This is a genomic window from Paenibacillus sp. FSL W8-0919 (assembly GCF_038003785.1).
In the GTDB taxonomy this organism is placed as follows: Bacteria; Bacillota; Bacilli; order Paenibacillales; family Paenibacillaceae; genus Paenibacillus_AQ; species Paenibacillus_AQ lactis.
Window position 1 is genome coordinate 544,739 of the sequence record NZ_JBBOPV010000001.1, and the last position, 20,546, is coordinate 565,284.

Sequence of the window (20,546 nt, forward strand, 5' to 3'; positions counted from 1 at the left end):
GGATCGCTCTCCCTTTGGGATTCGCTGCTCATACGGCGCGAACATAATGAGCGGGCTGCTTGCGTGTTTGGTGCAACTTCCTGCAAGGATCGCTCTCCCTTCGGGATTTGCTGCTCATGCGGCGCAAACACAATGAGCGGGCTGCTTGCGTGTTTGGTGCAACTTCCTGCAAGGATCGCTCTCCCTTTGGGGATTCGCTGCTCATGTGGCGCAAACACAATGAGCGGGCTGCTTGCGTTTAGTCGAGCGCGAAGCGAACATCCGTTGAGTAAGCTATAAAAAAGACTACAAGGGTAAGGGTATCCAATCGGAGGAGTTTACGTCCGCCTTTGGGAGCCCTTTGCACCCTTCACAATACATTCAGGCAAAGGGCGGACAACAGCGGCCGGAGAGTGGATACCCGTCCTGTTGATACCCGCCCTACTATAAATGCAAGGAGAGAATGGTTATGCAAATGCAAAAAATATTCAATACCGAAGCACCTAACCGCTCCACACGGATCATTGAGGGCGAATGCTCAGGGATCCTCAACTGGAACGATATTCGGATGCCTCATATGTACAAGCTGTACAAGGTGCTGCTGCTGAACCACTGGATCGCGGACGAAATCCCGATGTCCAAGGATGCGCAGCAATTCCCGCACCTTGATCCGGAGGAGCAGCGCACCTTCAAGATCAACATCTCCCTACTGGCTGTGCTGGATTCCATGCAGACGATGTTTGTCGGCGACGTGAAGCGCTATTTCACCGACTCCTCGCTTGAGGCCATCTCGGCCATTATCGGGCAGCAGGAAGTCGTTCATAACCAATCCTACTCCTATGTGCTCTCCTCGATCGTTACGGAGCAGGAGCAAAAGGAAATTTTCGAATATTGGAAGCATGATCCGGTTCTCCTGGAGCGCAATCAGTTCATCTCGAACATTTACCAGAGCTTCCGGGACAATCCGTCGCCGCAATCCTTCTTTGAAGCGATGGTCGCCGACCTGATTCTCGAGGGCATTTTCTTCTATAGTACGTTCGCCTTCTTCTATAACCTGGCCCGTGATCAGAAGATGATGGCAACGAGCCAAATGATCTCCTACATTCAGCGTGACGAGAACCAGCATTGCTACTTCTTCGCTGAAGTGTTCAAGCAGCTGCTCAAGGACTTCCCTGAGCTGAACACGAAGGAGAACATCGATTACGTGTACCGCACGATCGATCGCGCGGTCGAGCTGGAGACGAACTGGGCGCATTACACGCTGAGCAATGTGCGCGGCATCGATCTGAACGAGCTGTCCGATTACATCAAATACATCGCCAACCGCCGCATCACCATGATGGGACTGGAGAAGGCGTATGAAGGCGTGGACGTGAACTGCATGCCATGGATCAAGCCGTTCTCCGACGAAGCGCTGAATGCGACGAAGACCGACTTCTTCGAAGCGAAGTCTCGCAACTACGGGAAAGTCGGCGACGATAACGGGTTTGACGATCTGTAAGCTGCACCAGCCGGTGAGCTCGGATCTGCTAAGCTTCTATCGCTCATAGACAAAACCTCCGCCATCCCTGCAAAGGGATGGCGGAGGTTTTTTACATGGATGGATTACACGGTGGATGATGATGAATTTCCTTGAATGGATGACATGATGATTTTTATCCGGCAGCCGCCCATACCTCGATCTCGACCTTCAGCGCCGGCATCGCAAGCCCCGGCACATAAGCCATCGTCATCGCCGGCGGCCGACCGCCATGGAACTTCGCCCACACCTCATGGAAATGGCTCCAATCGACCTCTTCCACTGCCCAAATATTGATTTTGACGATATGGTCCGCCGTGAGCGATTCGGCTTCCAGCAACCGCTGAATATTTGCAAGCGTATGCTCCACCTGCTGCTTCATGTCATCCGGCAGCTTCCCTTCCGGATCGGTTCCGACTTGGCCGGAGAAGACCAGCAGCGCGGCTCCCTGCGGCACCTTGGTGACATGGGTGTACGGACCGAGCGGCGGCGCAATGACGGGCGGGTTGCAACGTTCAATTCCGGACCGCTTCTCCTCATCGGCTTCGTTTAGGATCGCCAGCGTTTGATGGTCCTCCCACCGTCCGTTGATGTTGACGTTTTTACGGGCGATGCCTTCCTTATGGAACCCGGCCTTCAACAGCACGTTCATCGAGCCGAGATTATGCGGCATGACTCCCGCCTCGATCCGGTGGAACCTCAGCTCCTCGAAGGCATGGCGGACGACCAGCCGTACGGCTTCCGTCATGTACCCCTGCCCATTGAATGACTTATCCAGAAAATAGCCGATCCAGCAGCTCTGCAAATTCCCACGCACCGGCTCGGTCAGCATGACTTCACCGATGATCTGCCCGGTGTCCCGCAATACTATGACATACAAGTAGCCTTGATCCGTTTCCCGATCGTCCACCGCCTTCCGGATCCGTTCGATCTGTCCCTCCTTGGTAAAAAAATGCTCGTCACGCTTGCCAGTAAACCGCTGAAAAAACTCCCGATTCTCCTTCTCCAGCTTCAGCAGAGCCTCGGCATCCGAAAGCTCCACCGGCTTCACAACAATACGTTCCCCTTGCAGCTGCATGCAAATCTCTCCTTCTTCGATAGGATGATATGGCCGCATCTCCTATGCGGCAAAACAAAAAACACCACAGGTTATACCTGTGGCGTACGCTGCCGATCCATGCACCACAGGTAAGCGACCTGTGGCGTTTATTCCACTGTATCCTTACATGATCATGAGGCCGATCGCAGGATAACGGTCGCGTTCAGTTTCCAATTGTGGACACACTTCTCCCGTGATTGGCCAAGATCAAAGAAAACAGCGGTGGAGTATCCGATGCCGGGGGACAACGAAACAAGCGATCTCTTCTTCATCCGAATACTCCTCCTCTTCGTTAAAAAATGAACTTTCCTAACCTGCCGTACGTTCTTAATCCCCCATAGAATACATCATTTCAAAACGGTTGGCAAATCGCCGCCGCATCCCCTTACCATCCCGATTCTACCTGGACTGAAGGTCTAATCGCAGCTATGGATTTATGACGACAGGAATATTCCATAACAACAATAATATAATATTAATCAATATTAATTTATTGATAAACGATAAAAGTCGTGTTATTATGATGAACAATAAATAAGCGAGGTGCATGTTATGAAACAAGGAACAACACTCTTTTTAAGAATCGCGGTTATTCTGATTGGAATTCCGGTTCTTGCTTTGTGCATATTTGTGGTGCCTAATATCGCGAGTTTCGCGGCTGAATTGTATCCGGACCATGTTTATCTAAAATATCTCGTTTCCATCGATTTGTATGCATCGGCGATCCCCTTTTACTTAGCTCTGTATCAGGCTTTTAAGCTGTTAAACTACATCGATCAGAATAAAGCCTTCTCCGAATTGTCCGTGAAGGCATTAAAGAGTATTAGGAACTGCGCCATTACGATCAGCATTTTGTATGCGGCCGGCATGCCGCTCTTCTATCTCCTGGCGGAGAAAGATGATGCCCCGGGGATCATCGTGCTCGGACTGGTCATTATTTTTGCTTCATCCGTGATCGCCGTCTTTGCCGCTGTTCTCCAAAGACTTTTACAAGAAGCGATTCATATCAAATCCGAAAATGATTTAACGGTCTGAGGTGAAAACAATGGCAATTATAATCAACATTGATGTGATGCTGGCCAAACGGAAAATGAGTGTTACCGAGCTGTCGGAGAGGGTAGGAATCACCATGGCAAACCTGTCGATATTGAAGAACGGAAAGGCCAAAGCGATTCGCTTCTCAACGTTAGAAGCCATTTGCAAGGCTTTGGACTGCCAGCCCGGAGATATTTTAGAATACCGCGATGAAGACGTCCAGGATTAAACGGGATTCATACCTCAGGGAGTTAGTTCAATGAATCCATTCCAGAAGAGGAGCTTGCTCATGGACCATTCAAAAATGGAGACGCGCAGCATGAGGGCACTACGACAGCTCGTTCGTTTTGGTTGGGAGCAGGCCTTATCGTGCTTGTTTCCGGTCGTTATTTTTGCCTCATTGGCCTTTACGAAATTCGTGCCGCTTCCCTTCCTTCCGCGCTACGACTGGCTTCTCATTATCTGCCTGCTGATGCAGTGGTGGATGGTGCGTTCCGGGCTTGAAACACGGGATGAACTCAAAGTGATCACGTTGTTCCACCTGATCGGACTCGCTCTTGAAATTTTCAAGGTTCACATGGGCTCTTGGTCATACCCGGAGGAGGGATATTTTAAAATCTTTGGCGTGCCTCTGTATAGCGGATTCATGTACGCAAGCGTAGCAAGTTATCTGTGCCAGGCTTGGAGGCGGCTGAAGGTTGAACTGGTGAAATGGCCTCCTTTCTGGCTCGTTGTAACGCTGGCAGCCGCGATTTATTTAAATTTCTTCACGCACCACTATTGGATCGACGTTCGATGGTGGTTATCCGGACTCGTCATCCTCGTCTTTTGGCCATCCTGGGTCACCTACGAGGTGAACGGGACTCGTTATCGGATGCCGCTTGCCCTTTCTTTTGTACTGATCGGATTTTTTATATGGGTTGCCGAAAATATCGCAACATTCTTTGGCGCGTGGAAATATCCAAACCAGGCCGAAGCCTGGAGTCTCGTTCATCTGGGGAAGGTGAGCTCATGGCTCTTATTGGTGATTGTCAGCTTTCTGATCGTGGCAACGTTAAAGCTGGTCAAAGGAAAGGGAAAGCATTCCGACAGGAAAGATCACTGGTATAACGGTTAGGGACCCTGCTATTAAAAAAGTCGAATCCTTACATGGTAAGGTTCGACTTTTTTAGTGCAGCGTTCTGCTGAAACACGGGTTTTACGAATAAAATCACGCTATTCCTCATCGTCCGCAAACAGTTCGCGCAGCATCGCTCCCCGGTTGTTTACGAATTCCTTGGTGATCATATAATGGTCCGTCTCCTCCAGGCTGGACTCCTCTACGCCCTCAGAGGTCAGCTTATAAATGACCGAGTCCGGGTAAGCCATGACAATCGGGGAGTGCGTCGAAATAATGAACTGCGAATCCTCCTGAACCAGATCATGGATTCTCCGAAGCAGCGCCATTTGGCGAAACGGGGACAGCGCCGCTTCCGGCTCATCCATAATGTACAGCCCGCTCCCGCGGAACCGGTGCAAAAAGGTGGCAAAGAAGGATTCCCCGTGCGACTGCGCATGCAAGGATTTTCCTCCGTAGGAATCGTACAGCCCGGGAATCTCCCGCTCCATCGCATCCACCTCGGACGCAACGTTGTAGTAGCTCTCCGCCCGGAAGAAGAAGCCGTCCCGCGGTTTGCGGACGCCCCGGACCGTTCGGATGTATTCATACAGCCTCGAATGGGTTTCCTCGGTAGCGAACGAGAAATTCATCGTTCCCCCTTCCGGATTGAAGCCGAGTGCCGCCGCAATCGCCTCCAGCAGCGTCGATTTGCCCATTCCGTTCTCCCCAACGATGTAGGTGACCTTCGGATGGAACGTCAAGCCGTCCATCGCGTTTACAGCCGGCAGATTGAAAGGATATTCCCGAAATGAAGGTATCCGGTCTCTCATAAGCACAACGCTTCGTAAATAAGCCAGCATGGCAGAGCTCTCCAAGGGCCTTCCCTCCTTGCGTCCTATGATTAAAATCTACGATCCGGCGGGTTACATAATGCTCGGCACCTGCTTATCCTGCATCTCCCTATACGACAAGCGCGCATGACGGCTTCATGAAGATAGCCTGCCATGCGCGCAGCATAAGCTTCGTGGTGAACGAAAAGCCGGTCCTTTTGCCAAAAAGGGGGGCCTTTCTATTCCTGCACGATGAATTGGTACAGCTCGTCCACCTTATCCTCGGTAAGATCACCGCTGTTGTCGAATACTTTGATCGACGTCTGCGGAATGTCCCAATTCACTTCCGGCACGAAATCCACCCGCTTCTTGAAGTCATCCCAATGGTCCAGCTTCCACTGGTCCCGCTCCGTTTGGCGATCGATAATCCGCTCCTTCTGCAGATCCATATCCTTTAACGTCACCACGATCACCTTCACGTCCACATCGCTCTTCGTCAGGCCAGCGGCCGTGATGACCTCCTCGATCCACTCGCGGTTCTTGAGCTCGGCGGTAAACGGCGAAATCATGAATACGTTCTGCCCCGCATTCAAATTCTCGATGCAGATATCCTTCGTTGTATCATATTCGAGGTCGCGCAGATTCTCCTTATAGAAGGAAGAGTCCCGGTCATTCGGATCCAGTCCGTTGCTTTCCAGGAATTTTTCAACAAAACGGCCGCCTACCGTATCGCGGTCAAGAAAAGCGGCCGGTATACGTACCGCAAGTTTCTTGGCAACGGTGGTTTTCCCCGTCCCTGCGACTCCGACAAAAAACACTAGCTTCTGCAATTGGTATCCCTCCACGGTTTCATGTATATAGGTTTGATGTATATAGGTTTGATGTATATAGGTTCAAAGTATCTTGGTTCCATCTATCAAGTGGCCAGCAGCGGCAAGCGGTTAACCGCGCTCGGTCCGGTAACGAGTCTCCTCGATCAGCTCCTCTATCGCTTGAGCCAGGCGCTCTTGAAGCACCTCCGCTACATCAAAGCCGCCATCCTCCGTACGAGCCACCTGGGCGTCCACCGCATACACGCCGCCGAGAATATGGCGGGCTCCGATTGAGGAGAGCACGGGCTTCAGTGAATAATCAATCGCCAGCAAATGTGCCAATGAACCGCCGATAAAGAGCGGAAGCACGATTTTCCCGGCCAGGCCCTTCTGCGGAATCAAATCCAGAAACGTCTTAAGCACCCCCGTATAGGAAGCCTTATATACCGGACTCGCTACAATGACGGCATCGGCCTCGGCGACGAGGCCGTTCGCTTTGACGATATGCTCGCTCTCGAATTTGGTATGGATCAGATCCTCAGGCGGAAGTGAAGCAACATCAATCCGGCTCACCTCGAAATTCGCGGCAGTCAGCGCCTGCTCGGCATATTCCATAATCGCATTCAAGCGGGAGCCTGCTGTCGGACTCCCGTTAATGATGACAGCTTTCGCCATTTTTCTCACCTCGGTTATTTTCATAATGTTTCCCGTCATCCCCTTCCGGACGACCTCGCTAATGTCCCCCTTCAGGAACGATCGGACGGTATGTATGCTCCACTTCCATATACCAAGGCTTTACATAAACGCACCCGCAAAGTCTTCGTTCATCAATAAGGGCCGTTTTAGCCCTCCCGGAACGTTACGGAATGTCAAATCAGAGCAAATTAGTCAGAATTATTATCATCGTATCAATGTGTCTGCGTCTTTGTCAATGGACGCCTACGACATATATCGCTCTGCAGGTAGTGCATGAACATGGACGATTCATCAGCCGGTAAAAATGGTTGCTTTCTCTGTGTTCTCTGCTGTCTGTGCTGCTTGTGCTTTCTCTGTACTCTCTGTGTCCTCTGCGTTCTGGGCAAGCAGGGGAGAATACATCATAAGCGCATGATTCTCCGTAATCCATTCATCGTCAAGCAGCTCGCCTTCCCGGCTGAACACCTTCCGGCCGATCACGTTATGCCGCGCATATCCGCCCCACGCTTCCTGCGTGATGCGGTGCTCCCGCTCATACACCTGATAGCGGTACAGCGGCTGAGCCGTACAGCGCCACTCCCCGATCAGCTCCTCGTCTGATACATATACCGACAGCTGATAAATATCCTCCGTCGGATTATAAATCTGTAGATCCAAATAATTGTAAGCACAGGTCGCTCCGCTGCCGAACGGCTGGGTGCGGCCAGAATCCGGAAACACGTCGTAGCTGTGGCGATGACGCTCTGTCACCTGAAGCGGCGTATGCAGCGTCATCCAGTATATCAAATTCGAGAGCTGGCACAGGCCTCCGCCGATGCCTGCCCTAAAGCCGCCGTAAAAGAGCACCATGCCATCCACATAACCTTTGCGCCGGGTAGGACGGCCGATCATTCTCCAATAGGACATAGTTTCGCCGGGACGGATGAGAAGGCCGTCCAGACGTCGCACCGCAAGGCGCAGATTGATTACTTTATTATGCTGGTACCACATGTCGACATCCTTTAGCCGGCGCATCAGCGGCGTCCGATGCTCGAAGACGGGATAGTGCAGCGGCTCGGAAGACCTTATCCGTGCCATGCCTCTTCTGCCTTGCTTCAGCCATTCCCAATAGCGCCGGCAGGTAAAATACTGTTTTCCCGCCCAAAGCCTTAGTTTAGAGCGTTTCACCGGTTTCATGACTTCCCATTCTCCCCTCGCGGACCATTCCCGTTAATCCCAACACTTCCATCAATTTGGAAACAGTTTAACACACTATTTGCAGGATGTTGTGAATATCTTGTAATGAGGCCGCACCCCGAACTGGGCGAATGCATAGAGATAAAACATCACCGTGGATGCAATGTCATCTATGCCCGAGGAGGATTGTCATGAATGCTGAGCAGCCCATCCCTTATATCGGCTTCAAAACGGTATGCAAGGAGCAGCCTATTGCGTTCCCGCCGCAGCATCAACCCGTTCAGCCCGGTCTTGAAAGCTTGATGAAGCCGGTTCCCATTACGGAAGACCCGGCTTATCGCGGCAGCGGCAAGCTGGAAGGCAAAGTCGCCATCGTGACCGGAGGAGACAGCGGAATCGGCAAGGCGGTAGCCATCGCTTTTGCCAAGGAAGGCGCCGATCTGGTCATCCCCTACTTATATGAGACATCGGATGCGGAAGTCACCAAAGCCCGAATCGAACAGTATGGGCAGCGCTGCATCCCGATTAAAATCGATTTGCGCTACAAAAAAAATTGCGAGGCTGTCATCCGGCAAACCCTTGCCGAGTTCGGCAGGCTGGACGTGCTCGTTAACAATCATGGCGTCCAATATGTCCAGCAGAGTATTTTGGACATTACGGAGGAGCAGCTGTACCAGACCTACCAGACGAATATTTTCCCGTTCTTCTTTATGATCCAGGCCGCTCTGCCGCATCTGAAAGCCGGCGCTTCGATCATTAATACGGCATCGATTACCGCCTACGCGGGCTTCAAGGAGCTGATCGATTATTCCTCCACTAAGGGGGCGATCGTCTCGCTTACCCGGTCACTGGCCCTCTCGCTGGTCGATCAAGGCATACGCGTCAACACGGTTGCGCCCGGCTCGGTCTGGACGCCGCTTATTCCTTCCAGCTTCCCGGCCGAGGAAGTCGCCGTATTCGGCACCGATTCGCCCATGAAGCGGGCGGCACAGCCCTATGAGCTTGCTCCGGCTTATGTATACCTGGCCTCCTCCATCGATTCATCGTTTGTGACCGGTCAAGCAATCCATGTAAACGGAGGTCAGATGGTGACCAGCTAATCCGGGGCCGCTAACTTCAGAAGCTCCATAGCTTCAAAACTTTGTCATCATATACAGAGGATGTGTCGGTATGAACAATGGAAATGCCAAATGGTCCAGTGGACGGATGGACGTCGGACTCTACGCATTAAACAAGCTGGCCAGCGCCGGCGTCGTACTGCTGCTGCTCACGGTAATCGGTCAGGTATGGCCCTCCGGGACGGAGAAGCCGGCCGAGCTGCTCGGACTTTCCATGGAGCAGAAGGAATGGGTCTACGGCTATGCGCTGATTGCCTCGCTGGTTGCCGATGCCCTGCTGTCCCTTCTGCCCAAGCGCGCCAAAAGCCTGCAAATCGGGCTGTATGCGGCGGCCGGATTTGGCTTCTTCGCCTTGTTCAACGGCGGAAGCCCGGACCAGTTGTGGATCCGGGCCGCCTTGGGAGCAGTGACGCTGCTGCTGTTTCTATGGGGGAAGCATGCCTTCCCTGCCCATTCTTTGATCACGCCGATCTTTGCCATTGCCGTACCGCTGCTGTGCTGGGCGATCTAAGCACCCGTGCCGTCGGAAGCGTATGTTTTAGAGGGCATCGATGACGTCGCCGGCAAGGATGGAAGCCGGGTGCCCGCGGCGTCTGGCTGCCTCTTCGCCGGCCCGCCCGTGCAGCCACACGCCGAGCGCAGCGGCACCGGGACCGGAATATCCTTGCGCCAGCAGGCCGGCGATGATGCCGGTCAGCACATCCCCGGTTCCGCCGGTCGCCATGCCGGAGGTGCCGGTTGTGTTGATATAGGCGCTGCCGTCCGGTGAGGCGACAATGGTTCGCGCGCCCTTGAGGACGAGCGTAACCCCGTACCGGACCGCATATTCGGTAGCGACGCCGATTCGGTCCCGCTGCACCTCGGCCGTAGAGATGCCGAGCAGCCTGGACATCTCGCCGGGATGCGGAGTGAGCACCGTTGCCGCCGGACGAACCTTCCAGGCGTCAACGACGTCTGCCGATGACAGCATGTTCAGCGCATCGGCATCCACGACCATCGGCCCGTCCCAGCCTTCCCACAGCTTGCGCAGCCATCCGGTGTCCCCCTCGAAGCGGCCAAGCCCGGGACCTACTGCCAGTACGTCCCGCGTCTTGGCCAGCTCCAGCACCCGCTCGGCGGAAGCTTCGTCCCAATAGCCTCCGCTCTCCTCGCCTGTAGCGGGGGCGAGCATGACCTCCGGGGCCGCACCGCTTAGCGGCAGCACCAGGCTTGCGGGCAAGGCCCAGGTCACGAGACCGCAGCCCGCGCGCAGGGCCGCCCGGGAAGCGAGCAGGCCTGCACCGCTCATCGTGCGGCTGCCCCCTACAGTAAGCACGTGCCCGTAGGTGCCCTTATGCCCTTCCGGAGAGCGGGGGCGGGCAACATCGGCATCAAGGACCGTCCGCAGAACATGCGGCGTCAGCAGGTAGGTGCCGATGCCAAGGTCCCGGCAGAGGGAGGCGGGAATGCCGATGGATCGCACGACCACACGACCCGCGGCCCCGGCGCCGGGATATTGCACCAGTCCCCGCTTCAGAAAGGCGAGGCACACCGTCACCTCGGCCGAGATGCACGGCTCGTGCAAGGCGCCGGTGTCGGCGTCCAGGCCGCTCGGAATGTCCGCGGCCACGATCGGAAGGCCGCTCGCATTGGCGGCCTGGATCAATTCGGCGTAAGCCCCGCGGGGGGCGCCCGCCGATCCCGTGCCCAGCAGCGCGTCCACGATCCCGGTGAACGCGCGGAAGTCCACGGCATCTCTGCCGTGGACCAGGACCTGGATGCCGAGCGCAGCTGCGGCATCCCGCTGCAGTGCCGCCTCGCCGGCAAGCGTCGACGGCTCGGCGGCGTAAAGCAGCGTGACGCGCATGCCGGCGTCACGCAAATAGCGGGCGGCGGCTGCGCCGTCGCCGCCGTTGTTGCCCTTGCCCGCCAGGATGAGCCAGTGCTCCTGCCCGGCCGCTTCGGCCGGCAGAAGCTCATCCACCGCCACAGGCGGCGGGCAGGCAGGGCCCAAGCCCCGAAGCGGCGCTGACGCGCCCGCTTCGGATGCGTCGGCGGGCGGACAGACGCCCCGCCGCGCAGCACCATCCGCAGCGCCGCATTGCGGCGCAGCATCATTCGCCGCCGGGCCATGCCAGGCTTCCGCCATCCATCCGCTTCCGGCTCTCTTGTGCAGGCATAGCTTCAGCACTTCCTCTGCGATCACCCTGCCCGCATTCTCCATCAACGCTGCCGCCGGAATGCCGATCTTCTCGATCGTATGGCGGTCGAGCAGCCTCATCTGCTCCGATGTTACAACATACATCCAAGCTCTCCCCTTCGCTTCGATATATTCCTGTGCTTCGGTTCTGGCACAATCGCCCTGTGGTTCGCTTGTTCGCTGGATCGAACCATCAACGATTGAAACATGCCTCCAAAGGATCAAGGATCCCAAAACCTTGGGCTGCTTTTATTGAAGCTTATTCGACACAAATTCAGCTACAGCAGAAGGCTCAGGCGTATCTAGTACGCTACCGTGAAGCGGGCCCGGATAAACTGCGGATCCTCCAGCTCGTCGATCATGGCTACCGCATAATCCTCCGCGGATATGCGGCTTGCACCGCTCTCGTCCGTCACCAGCCGGTCCATCCCGATGCGGAACTGGCCCGTGCGTTTCCCCGGCTCTATGATCGCCGCCGGGCTGACATATGTCCATTCAAGACCGCTCTGCGCGTACAGATCGTAAGCATCCGCATGGGCACGCGCGAGCGTCCGGATCTCCTCAGGAAATTCGGGCGTCTCCATGAGCGGAACGCCGCTGTCCGTGATCAGGCTGCCCGCGCCGCCGACGATGAGCAGACGGGATACGCCGCCGCGTCTTGTCCCTTCCACGATCGTGCGGGCCGCAGCGACCAGCTCTTCCTCCTGTCCGAATGACGGGCCGAAGGCGGAAATCACCGCCTCATGACCTCGAATGGCCTCTTCCAGCGAGGCAGGGTCCATGACATCCGCCTTTTGCTTTTTCAGCCGCTCACGCTCGGTGTCAAGCCCTTCCGGGTTGCGCATAATCGCCGTCACCTCATGGCCGCGCCGCAAAGCCTCCTCTGCAATTCGCCGCCCGATCGTACCGCTTGCTCCTATCAATGCTATGTTCATCATTCATCGCTCCTTCTGTTCACAATTATAGTACATTTCAGTCGATCGAATATGGAACAATCCATTCACCACCAAGCTTCTTTTGGCAGGCTGACGCAAGACGCAAGACGCGCCTTCTATTTACTTATCCCCAGTCAGCGGGGTTCAAACTCCCACAATTTCATTTTTTCTCCAAACATAGAGACTATAGACCTATATAAAGCATGATGTACATTTCCGATAGTAAACGTAAGTGCATAATTGCGAAATTCGATTGCATATAAAATCGATCATCCGCCCTGACAACGTTTCTTCGATTGTCGAATTATGCTAGGTAGACCCGATTTTTTATTAAAGGAGCCATTCAACAATGAAAAAGCACGCCCTTCGCTTCCTGACGCTCTGTCTCGCTTGCGGATTGCTGCTGCTGACCGGCATGTCCGTCCACCCCGGGCCTGCGAAGGCACAGTCCCATCTCAAAGCCACCTGGTTATGGCACACCTCGATGATCCAAAGCTCGGCGGATGATATTATCGGCTTCGCTTCCCGTCAAGGCGTCAATCTCATCTATCTCCAAATGAATCAAGATGTACGTCCCGAGCATTACCGCAAATTCATCCGGCTTGCCGGGGAGAACGGAATTCAGGTTCATGTGCTCGGCGGCGCGTCGAATTGGGCATTGGAGTCGGAGCGGCACCGGATCGATACGTTCCTCAACTGGACCGCCGAATATCAGGCTGCTGCCGCTCCGGAAGAACGCTTTACCGGCATTCATGTCGATATCGAGCCGCATACGCTGCCCCAATGGAAAACGGACCGCGACTGGCTCGTTGAGCAGTGGCAATCCAATGTCCGCTATCTGGTCAGCCGGGCCCACTGCCTGGACCTGCCGGTCGGCGCGGATATTACGTTCTGGCTGCATACGTATAGCCTTCCGGATCAATCGATGACGATCAGCCGCTGGATGATCGGCCAGTTCGATCAAATCGCGATTATGGCTTACCGCGACACGGCTGCGAATATCTATAACCTGGCGGTTGCGGAGCTTAAAGAAGCAGATGCCCTCGGAAAAGAAGCGCTGATCGCCGTCGAAACGAAATCCAGCAATGAAGGGGAGTTTATCACCTTCTACGAGGAGGGCGTCTCCTTTATGGAAGAGCAGCTGCTCAAGGTCGACGCCATGGCGGGCTCACATTCCTCCTTCTCCGGTGTTGCGATCCATGAATACCGAAGCTGGAGAGCGCTGTACGAATCCGGCCGATAAGAGGGTCAGCCCCTTGCCTGGAAATTGCCGATAAGCTTAGATTTCTGCAATGTCAGCAGACAACATAAAAAAGATGGCGTATTCAAGAGGCTGTTCCTCTGACGCCATCTTTTTTGCTGGCTTCCCAATTCGTCCATTCCGCCGTGCATCTCGCCCGGTCCGATCTCAAACGGTTAACAAGAGAAGCAAGACATATCCCACCGTCATCTTCGCGCGGCAAAACGGCGCTTTTTTCACCTGCATTTCCATGATCCCGCCCCTCCCTCTCTTCCCTGCAAGCAGTGATGATTTAGTTCAATATATGCGGCTCGCCCCCTTTTTGTTTCCCTGAGGAAACACTTTTTATTTGGGGCAATACCAAAAACCTAAAAGTAATGCGTTTCTGCTTTACAGGTCGTCAGGATAGCGCTTCAAGACTTCTTGCAAATATTCCTCGGCCTCTATGATCAGGCGGCGCTCTCCGGCATTCCATCGGTCTCGATTATGGTCGACCGACGTGAAGGCGGAGAGGATCCGTTCGTCACCCTGTGTCGCGTGGCGGACCATTCCCTGCCATTCCTTCGCCAAGGTTCTGGCTAATTCGGACTCGACGGGAACGCCGGATGCGTTATACGCTGCCGCTTGGAGCGATATTTTTCGGAACCTATTGTAAAAATCCAGGGCCGCCTGCTCCGAATCAAAAACTTCCTGAAACAAACGCAAGTCTTCTTCCGAATATTCGTACTCTCCCCACGTCGACATATCGACCTCGTCCAGGGATCGCATAAGATGGGATAACAGCTCCCAAGGAACCTCGTAACCTTCGCTCATCAATTCCTTGGCCACATGCAAGCCGTCAAGCTTGGCCTGTATGCTCTCTTTTTGCGAATACAGCACCGATGCCTGATAATCCAGAATACGCTCGATGTCTTTAACCTCAGTACCTACGATCAATTGTTCTTTGATCTTGCTTAATGAAAAGCCGATTGCCCGAAAGAACATGATCTGTTCCAGCAAATATAGTTGTTTTTCATAATAAACCCGATGCCCCGACTCGTCCCGTTCCGCCTTCAGTATCCCTTCATTGTCGTAATACTGAACGGTTCGCGGCGTGACTCCCGACAATTGGCTGATTTCTTTTACGGAATATTTTTTTCCCATAATCCCATCCCTCACTCGAGTTTATCTAAGAAGGCTTCTATCGTTTCAGACAATGCATCGGGATATTCCCCGTTAATGGCATGAGAGGCCTCTTCAAAAATCACCATCTTGCTCAAAGGGTCTTTCAAGGAATTCACGCCGGTCTCATAAGACTTCTTCGAATCGTGCATCGTTGACTTTCCGGCCAATATACCGAGCACCGGCATCTTCAATTCGGCTAATTGTTCCGGCTTGATGGTTTCCGGCATGGGCAGCTTGCTCTTAAACGTCCGCATCCCAGTTTCGATTAATTTGGCGGTCGGGTCGCTATCATCCACTTCGGCTCCGCCGGAGATATAACTGAGCATCTTCTCCCGGATCGGTTTGGGTACAATGGGAACGGTCGCAGGAATGGATGCTAAGATCATTTTAAAGGGAATCGGGCCGAACACATAGACCGGATCCACCAAGATGAGCGACTGAATGTTACCGGGATGCTTGAGTGCCGCATTAGCCGCGCTCCACCCGCCGAACGACAGTCCCAGCAAATGGAGTTCCGATTCCGGCAGCTGGTCCAACACTTGCTGCAGCCAGACGGCTTGATCAGCAGCCGTACGAATGCGGCTTGTTTCCGTGCTCAATCCAGGCTCTCCGATCAAATCAAGCGTATATACAGGGCGATGCTCAAGGAAATCGTTCAGGTTGGCTTCCCACATGGGGGTTGCGGATCCCTTTCCAGGAAGCAGCAGCAGCGGCGTTTTATCCGGCGTGTCACCGTTTTGGAACTTGTAGACCTGCGCCTCTCCGAAATCCGTACGGAACCTCAGGGATTCCGCCGGTTTCGGCAAGTAACCCATCGCCTCGCGATAAGCCGTCATATATTCCTTCCGCCCTTCCGCTGTAACAAAGCCGCTCATCAAACCATCATCTCTGAATAGAAAACCGACTAGCGTCAGTATGGCCAGTATTGCAAAGAGAATGCTGCCCAGGACGATCCATCTTTTTTTCCGTTTCATTTCATATCCCCTCCTGAGGCCACTATAGTCTATAACGTAACGTTATAGGCAACCCCCGCTGAACCCCTGCCTGCTCGCGTTCTCCCTTTCCAGGGTTAATCATAATTATGTCGTTTGCGTTTATGTCCCCTAATCTGTCCCTATCGATCTTCGAATCGGCTTGAAATCATTTCCTTCTTATGCAATAGTGAAAATAGAATAATGAAGGAGGGATCCGCTTGTCCCTTACGGATTGGATTTACGATCTGTTCGGCTCGCTGAACGGGCTGCTGGCGGTATTGCTTGCTGCTGCCGTATTTTCGGGCCTATACATATATAGCGCATCACGCCTGCTGGGAGCGCGCAAGGACTCGCTCTCCCGCATCCGGCAATCCCTATCGCTCTATACGAAGCTGGCAGGCCCGCTTAGCACCCTGATTGATCATCCGGGCCGAAGCGCTGTTCCCGAGGAGCAGCTGATCCGGCTGCTGCAGGAATGCAAAACCGCGGATCGGCTGACACACGAGCTTCACGGGCAGATCGATATCTTTCTGAGCGATCGCGATGAGTCGAGGCTCATGATGCTGTATAAGCAGCTGAACCGCGAGATCAATCAATTGGTGCAGGAGCGCGACGAGCTTGTAAAACGGCTGGAGCAGCCTGGCTGGGGCATGGGACTGTGGCTGCTGCTGAAGCCGGCCATACCGGCTTTATCCCTGGCGGCGGCTATTGTGTGGACCGCAAACCTTGTCCAGGGACTACAGGAGCACCAAGGCTGGACCAACCCTTATGAATGGTGCTTATGGCTGTCGAATATGATTGCTACCGTTTCTTTTTACCGGCTGCTCATGGACTCCCGCAAGAAATCCCACGGGCTGATCTACATCCTGCTTCATCTGCTGATTGCCGCTTTAGCCTTACTCAATCTGGTATGGGCCGAAGCCTCGCCCTATGTACTGACAACCCAGATTCTCCTGTACATTGCCGGATTTCGCTTCACGGTGACGCGCAGAAGACGGGAGCGTCCGTATGCGGGGCATCCGGAGCTGCTTGATCAGTTCGTGCAGCAGCCGGGCACCGCTCAGACTTGCGGCGATCCGGCATCCCCGGACGAAGAAGGCGGACGCTAAAGCCGCAGACTTCCGTGCTAATGCCGCAGGCTGGTGCGCGTTCATTCCATGTGCGCGACCTGCCGACGGTACCCGGCCAACCGGGTTATAGTGGATACAAAAAAAAAGCACCTTCGCTTCGTAAGTTAGCTTACGATACGCGGAAGTGCTCTTTTTCTCTATGTCACTTATACTTCACGTTGACAATCCGGTTCTGCCGGCCCCAACGATTATTTCACGTTGGCACTCCGGTTCTGCTGACCCGAACCCCGGGACTGCCCTGCCGATTTGGCCGCTCCGGAGGCCGTATTCTCAAACCGCTTACGCTCCGTTCGTTCCATCTGAACGATTTGTCCCTCATGCACCACAATTTGCAGCGAACCAAATTCCATGTCGTTTAGCAGACCTGCAATGCGTTCAAGCCACTTTTCATCTACTTTAAGAGGTTTAGCCATGGATACGCCTCCTTAACGGGCAGGGCCCAAAATATGTGAATATGCGGATGCTTGATCTGTTTATGCTTGCGGGGGTACAAGATAACATTCCTGCATCCGAAGGTTTATTCTCTCTTTTCCAACCCGTATACTATGAATTAACTTTACATTAGCACGGGATGGAAACGACTGTCAATGGACATTTTTCCGAGTAAGCCAATTTTTAAATAATAAGGTGATTAGCGCCAAAAGCAGGAGCAGGGAGGCTGCGGCAAACGATGCCGAGAACTGGTATTCATTGTATAAAATCTCGACATGCAGCGGCAGCGTATTGGTCTCTCCGCGGATATGACCGGAAACGACCGAGACGGCGCCGAACTCGCCCATGGCTCTCGCGTTGCACAGAATGATGCCGTACAGTAGGCCCCACTTGATGTTGGGCAGCGTCACCCGCGTGAAGATTTGCCAGCCCTTCGCGCCGAGCGTCACGGCCGCCTCCTCTTCCTTCGTGCCCTGTTCTTCCATGAGCGGAATGAGCTCCTTGGCCACGAACGGGAATGTCACGAACAGCGTTGCCAGCACGATGCCGGGGACGGCAAATATGATTTTGATATCATGGCTCGCAAGCCATGGGCCAAACCAGCCCTGACGGCCGAAGACCAGCACGAAGATCAGCCCGCCGATCACCGGCGATACGGCAAAAGGAAGATCGATCAGCGTAACGAGCAGCTGCTTGCCCTTGAAGCTGAACTTCGTAATCGTCCAGGCTGCGATGACGCCAAAGATCGTATTGAGCGGCACCGCAATGGCGGCCACCAGCAAGGTGAGCCGAAGCGCGGACAGCGCATCCGGGTCGGACAAAGCCGCGATATACACATCCCAGCCCTTCTTAAGCGCCTCCGTCAGCACCGTGACGAGCGGCAGGACGATCAGCCACAGCAGCACGAGTCCGGCCAGGCTGATCAACGTCCACTTCACCCAGCGCTTCTCCTCGGCCGCCGGGGACGCCGAGGCCCCCTTCTTCACGGATGCCGCCGCAGGAACAATTCCAGCCATCGTCATTCCCTCCTTCCAAGGTCAGCGCGCGGTCTTTCGCGTCCAATGCTGCAGGATGTTAATGCCGAGCAAGAGCACAAAGGAGATGAGCAGAAGCAGCAAAGCCACTGCCGTTGCCCCAGCGTAATCAAACTGCTCCAGCTTCGACATGATCAGGAGCGGCGCGATCTCCGTCTTCATCGGCATGTTGCCGGATATAAAGACGACGGAGCCGTATTCCCCGATGCCGCGGGCGAAAGCAAGGGCAAAGCCCGTCAGCAGGGGCGGGATCAGCGTCGGAAGGATAATCGTGCGGAAGGTCCGCCATCTCCCCGCGCCAAGCGTTGCAGCCGCTTCTTCGGTATCCCGCTCCGCGTCCTCAAGCACCGGCTGCACCGTTCGCACGACGAACGGAATGCCGATGAACATCAGAGCCAGCGTAATGCCTAGCGGCGAGAACGCGGCTTTGATCCCGAGAGGTTCAAGCAGCGACCCGATCCAGCCATTGGCGGAATAGATCGCCGTCAGCGCGACGCCGGCCACCGCCGTCGGCAGGGCGAACGGCAGGTCGATCAGCGCATCCCACAGCTTTTTGCCAGGAAAGTCATAGCGGACCAGCACCCATGCCAGCAGCAAGCCCAGCACGGTATCCGCGAGAGCCGCCAATGCGGCCGTCGTCAGGCTGACCCGATAGGATGCCAGTACCCGCGGGTCGGCTGCGACCGACCAGAACTTCTCCCAGGTCAGCCCCGTCTGATTCAGCAGCAAAGCCGACATCGGCACCAGCACGATCAAGCTCATGTAAAATACCGTAACTCCCATGCCGACCCCGAATCCGGGAAGCACGCTGCGGTTGCCGCTCCGTTTCTGTCGCTTAAGCACAGCCATTATCTCACTCATTCCTTTCCGCCTTCGGCCTTTTAGGCCGATCAGCTGCCCGGCACGTAAATTTGATTGAAGATTCCGCCGTCATTGAAATGCTTCGTTTGCGTTTCCTCCCATGTTCCGAAGACGTCCTTCAGCGTAAACAGCTCGATCTCCGGAAACTTGTCCTTATACTTCTCGCTTACGCTAGCCAGCGTCGGCCGGTAGTAATTATCAGCCGCAATCGTCTGTCCTTCCTCGCTGTACAGGTACTTCAGATAGGCTTCAGCGATCTCCCGTGTGCCGCGCTTGTCGACATTCTTATCCACGACGGCGACCGGCGGCTCGGCCAAGATGCTGACGGACGGATTGACGATTTCGAATTTGTCGGGACCGAGTTCGTTGATGGACAGGTAGGCTTCATTCTCCCATGCCAGGAGCACATCGCCGATGCCCCGCTCCACGAAGGTGGTTGTCGCGCCGCGCGCCCCGCTGTCGAGCACCGGTACATGCTTGAACAGTTCCTTCACGAATTCCTGCGCCTTCGCTTCATCGTTGTTGTTCGCCTTGAGGGCATAGCCCCATGCCGCGAGATAGTTCCAGCGTGCTCCGCCGGAGGTTTGCGGGTTCGGGGTGATAACCTCGACGCCTTCCTTGATCAGATCCGGCCAATCGTTGATCCCCTTCGGATTGCCTTTGCGAACGAGAAACACGATCGTAGACGTATACGGGGAGCTGTTATGCTCGAACTTGCTCTCCCAGCCCTCTTCGATTAGCCCGGCCTGGCGGATCGCATCGATATCATAGCCGAGCGCCAGCGTTACAACATCGGCCTCCAGGCCGTCGATAACCGATCGGCTCTGCTTGCCCGAGCCGCCGTGCGACTGCTTAAATGTAACCTTCTGCCCCTTCTCCTTCTCCCAATACGCGGCAAATGCCTTATTGTACTGATCGTAGAGCTCTCTCGTTGGATCATATGACACATTCAGCAGCTCTACGCTCTCCTTGGCGCCCTCTGGTGCGGGCTCCGAAGCTTTAGGTGCATTTCCTTCCGCCGCATTCTTGCCCTCTCCCTGCGTACCCGATCCGCACGCCGTGAGCATGACGGCGAGCAGCATCGTTAATCCTGACAGAACCCCTAATTTCAACGCTTTGTTCATACCAGACCACTTCCCTTATTTTTCTCTACTAAACAGGCCGCAGGATCATCAGTCCAAAAAAAAGACAGAGGAAGGCTCGGCAGCATGAAATGAGCGTGGGACCCGGCCTG

General features: G+C 54.7%; 21 protein-coding genes and 1 pseudogene. 8 read left to right on the top strand and 14 right to left on the bottom strand.

Annotation, left to right across the window (positions count from 1 at the left end):
• The first annotated feature begins 448 nt into the window (after positions 1–448).
• Complete coding sequence (locus NST44_RS02275) at positions 449–1,480, top strand: ribonucleotide-diphosphate reductase subunit beta (RefSeq protein ID WP_007130468.1); 1,032 nt, start codon at positions 449–451, stop codon at positions 1,478–1,480.
• A 154-nt stretch (positions 1,481–1,634) separates the two neighbouring features.
• On the opposite strand, the gene NST44_RS02280 is transcribed toward NST44_RS02275, so the two are convergent.
• Both NST44_RS02280 and NST44_RS02285 read right to left on the bottom strand, forming a co-directional pair.
• Positions 1,635–2,576 (bottom strand): GNAT family N-acetyltransferase, encoded by a 942-nt coding sequence (locus NST44_RS02280; RefSeq protein ID WP_340897615.1) that lies wholly within the window; start codon positions 2,574–2,576, stop codon positions 1,635–1,637.
• Between the two features lie 152 nt (positions 2,577–2,728).
• Positions 2,729–2,869 (bottom strand): hypothetical protein, encoded by a 141-nt coding sequence (locus NST44_RS02285; RefSeq protein WP_007130470.1) that lies wholly within the window; start codon positions 2,867–2,869, stop codon positions 2,729–2,731.
• 280 nt (positions 2,870–3,149) lie between these two features.
• Between NST44_RS02285 and NST44_RS02290 the strand changes: the two genes are divergently transcribed.
• The 3 genes from NST44_RS02290 (at position 3,150) to NST44_RS02300 (ending at position 4,749) form a co-directional block, all read left to right on the top strand.
• On the top strand, positions 3,150–3,632 hold the full coding sequence (locus tag NST44_RS02290) for a DUF2975 domain-containing protein (RefSeq protein ID WP_007130471.1): 483 nt from the start codon (positions 3,150–3,152) through the stop codon (positions 3,630–3,632).
• A 10-nt stretch (positions 3,633–3,642) separates the two neighbouring features.
• Entirely contained in the window at positions 3,643–3,861 is a 219-nt protein-coding gene (locus NST44_RS02295; protein ID WP_007130472.1) for a helix-turn-helix domain-containing protein, read from the top strand.
• A gap of 90 nt (positions 3,862–3,951) precedes the next feature.
• Complete coding sequence (locus tag NST44_RS02300; protein ID WP_340901409.1) at positions 3,952–4,749, top strand: DUF817 domain-containing protein; 798 nt, start codon at positions 3,952–3,954, stop codon at positions 4,747–4,749.
• Positions 4,750–4,847: 98 nt separating this feature from the next.
• On the opposite strand, the gene NST44_RS02305 is transcribed toward NST44_RS02300, so the two are convergent.
• From NST44_RS02305 to NST44_RS02320, 4 genes and pseudogenes are all read right to left on the bottom strand, one after another.
• Positions 4,848–5,606: an AAA family ATPase gene (locus NST44_RS02305; protein ID WP_340897616.1), complete on the bottom strand. Its 759-nt coding sequence runs from the start codon at positions 5,604–5,606 to the stop codon at positions 4,848–4,850.
• 194 nt (positions 5,607–5,800) lie between these two features.
• Positions 5,801–6,391: an AAA family ATPase gene (locus NST44_RS02310; protein ID WP_007130475.1), complete on the bottom strand. Its 591-nt coding sequence runs from the start codon at positions 6,389–6,391 to the stop codon at positions 5,801–5,803.
• Between the two features lie 111 nt (positions 6,392–6,502).
• Positions 6,503–7,048, bottom strand: coding sequence for an NADPH-dependent FMN reductase (ssuE, locus tag NST44_RS02315; RefSeq protein ID WP_007130476.1), 546 nt, complete (start codon positions 7,046–7,048; stop codon positions 6,503–6,505).
• A 381-nt stretch (positions 7,049–7,429) separates the two neighbouring features.
• Positions 7,430–8,245 (bottom strand): annotated as a pseudogene (locus NST44_RS02320) (VanW family protein); the annotation flags it as partial.
• A 191-nt stretch (positions 8,246–8,436) separates the two neighbouring features.
• On the opposite strand from NST44_RS02320, the gene NST44_RS02325 reads away from it, so the two are divergent.
• Complete coding sequence (locus NST44_RS02325) at positions 8,437–9,345, top strand: SDR family oxidoreductase (protein WP_340897618.1); 909 nt, start codon at positions 8,437–8,439, stop codon at positions 9,343–9,345.
• A gap of 70 nt (positions 9,346–9,415) precedes the next feature.
• Entirely contained in the window at positions 9,416–9,874 is a 459-nt protein-coding gene (locus NST44_RS02330) for a hypothetical protein (RefSeq protein ID WP_340897619.1), read from the top strand.
• Between the two features lie 27 nt (positions 9,875–9,901).
• On the opposite strand, the gene NST44_RS02335 is transcribed toward NST44_RS02330, so the two are convergent.
• Both NST44_RS02335 and NST44_RS02340 read right to left on the bottom strand, forming a co-directional pair.
• A complete protein-coding gene (locus NST44_RS02335) occupies positions 9,902–11,647 on the bottom strand; it encodes an NAD(P)H-hydrate dehydratase (RefSeq protein ID WP_340897621.1) in 1,746 nt (581 codons plus the stop codon).
• A 197-nt stretch (positions 11,648–11,844) separates the two neighbouring features.
• Positions 11,845–12,477, bottom strand: coding sequence for an NAD(P)-dependent oxidoreductase (locus NST44_RS02340; RefSeq protein WP_340901411.1), 633 nt, complete (start codon positions 12,475–12,477; stop codon positions 11,845–11,847).
• A gap of 349 nt (positions 12,478–12,826) precedes the next feature.
• On the opposite strand from NST44_RS02340, the gene NST44_RS02345 reads away from it, so the two are divergent.
• On the top strand, positions 12,827–13,720 hold the full coding sequence (locus NST44_RS02345) for a hypothetical protein (RefSeq protein ID WP_340897623.1): 894 nt from the start codon (positions 12,827–12,829) through the stop codon (positions 13,718–13,720).
• A gap of 387 nt (positions 13,721–14,107) precedes the next feature.
• Here the strand turns inward: NST44_RS02345 and NST44_RS02350 are convergent, their stop codons facing one another.
• Both NST44_RS02350 and NST44_RS02355 read right to left on the bottom strand, forming a co-directional pair.
• On the bottom strand, positions 14,108–14,860 hold the full coding sequence (locus NST44_RS02350; RefSeq protein ID WP_028404762.1) for a MerR family transcriptional regulator: 753 nt from the start codon (positions 14,858–14,860) through the stop codon (positions 14,108–14,110).
• An 11-nt stretch (positions 14,861–14,871) separates the two neighbouring features.
• On the bottom strand, positions 14,872–15,855 hold the full coding sequence (locus NST44_RS02355) for an alpha/beta fold hydrolase (RefSeq protein WP_340897626.1): 984 nt from the start codon (positions 15,853–15,855) through the stop codon (positions 14,872–14,874).
• Positions 15,856–16,073: 218 nt separating this feature from the next.
• Between NST44_RS02355 and NST44_RS02360 the strand changes: the two genes are divergently transcribed.
• Positions 16,074–16,964 carry a hypothetical protein gene (locus tag NST44_RS02360; protein WP_340897628.1) on the top strand — a complete coding sequence of 297 codons (891 nt, stop codon included), beginning with the start codon at positions 16,074–16,076 and terminating at the stop codon, positions 16,962–16,964.
• Positions 16,965–17,173: 209 nt separating this feature from the next.
• Here the strand turns inward: NST44_RS02360 and NST44_RS02365 are convergent, their stop codons facing one another.
• The 4 genes from NST44_RS02365 to NST44_RS02380 form a co-directional block, all read right to left on the bottom strand.
• Positions 17,174–17,398 carry a YezD family protein gene (locus NST44_RS02365; RefSeq protein ID WP_007130487.1) on the bottom strand — a complete coding sequence of 75 codons (225 nt, stop codon included), beginning with the start codon at positions 17,396–17,398 and terminating at the stop codon, positions 17,174–17,176.
• 171 nt (positions 17,399–17,569) lie between these two features.
• The gene (gene cysW, locus NST44_RS02370) at positions 17,570–18,433 is read right to left on the bottom strand and encodes a sulfate ABC transporter permease subunit CysW (RefSeq protein WP_007130488.1); all 864 of its coding nucleotides are present in this window, start codon (positions 18,431–18,433) and stop codon (positions 17,570–17,572) included.
• A gap of 21 nt (positions 18,434–18,454) precedes the next feature.
• A complete protein-coding gene (cysT, locus tag NST44_RS02375; protein ID WP_007130489.1) occupies positions 18,455–19,312 on the bottom strand; it encodes a sulfate ABC transporter permease subunit CysT in 858 nt (285 codons plus the stop codon).
• Positions 19,313–19,341: 29 nt separating this feature from the next.
• Positions 19,342–20,436, bottom strand: a complete 1,095-nt coding sequence (locus NST44_RS02380) for a sulfate ABC transporter substrate-binding protein (RefSeq protein ID WP_340897632.1) — start codon at positions 20,434–20,436, stop codon at positions 19,342–19,344.
• Between the last annotated feature and the right edge of the window lie 110 nt (positions 20,437–20,546).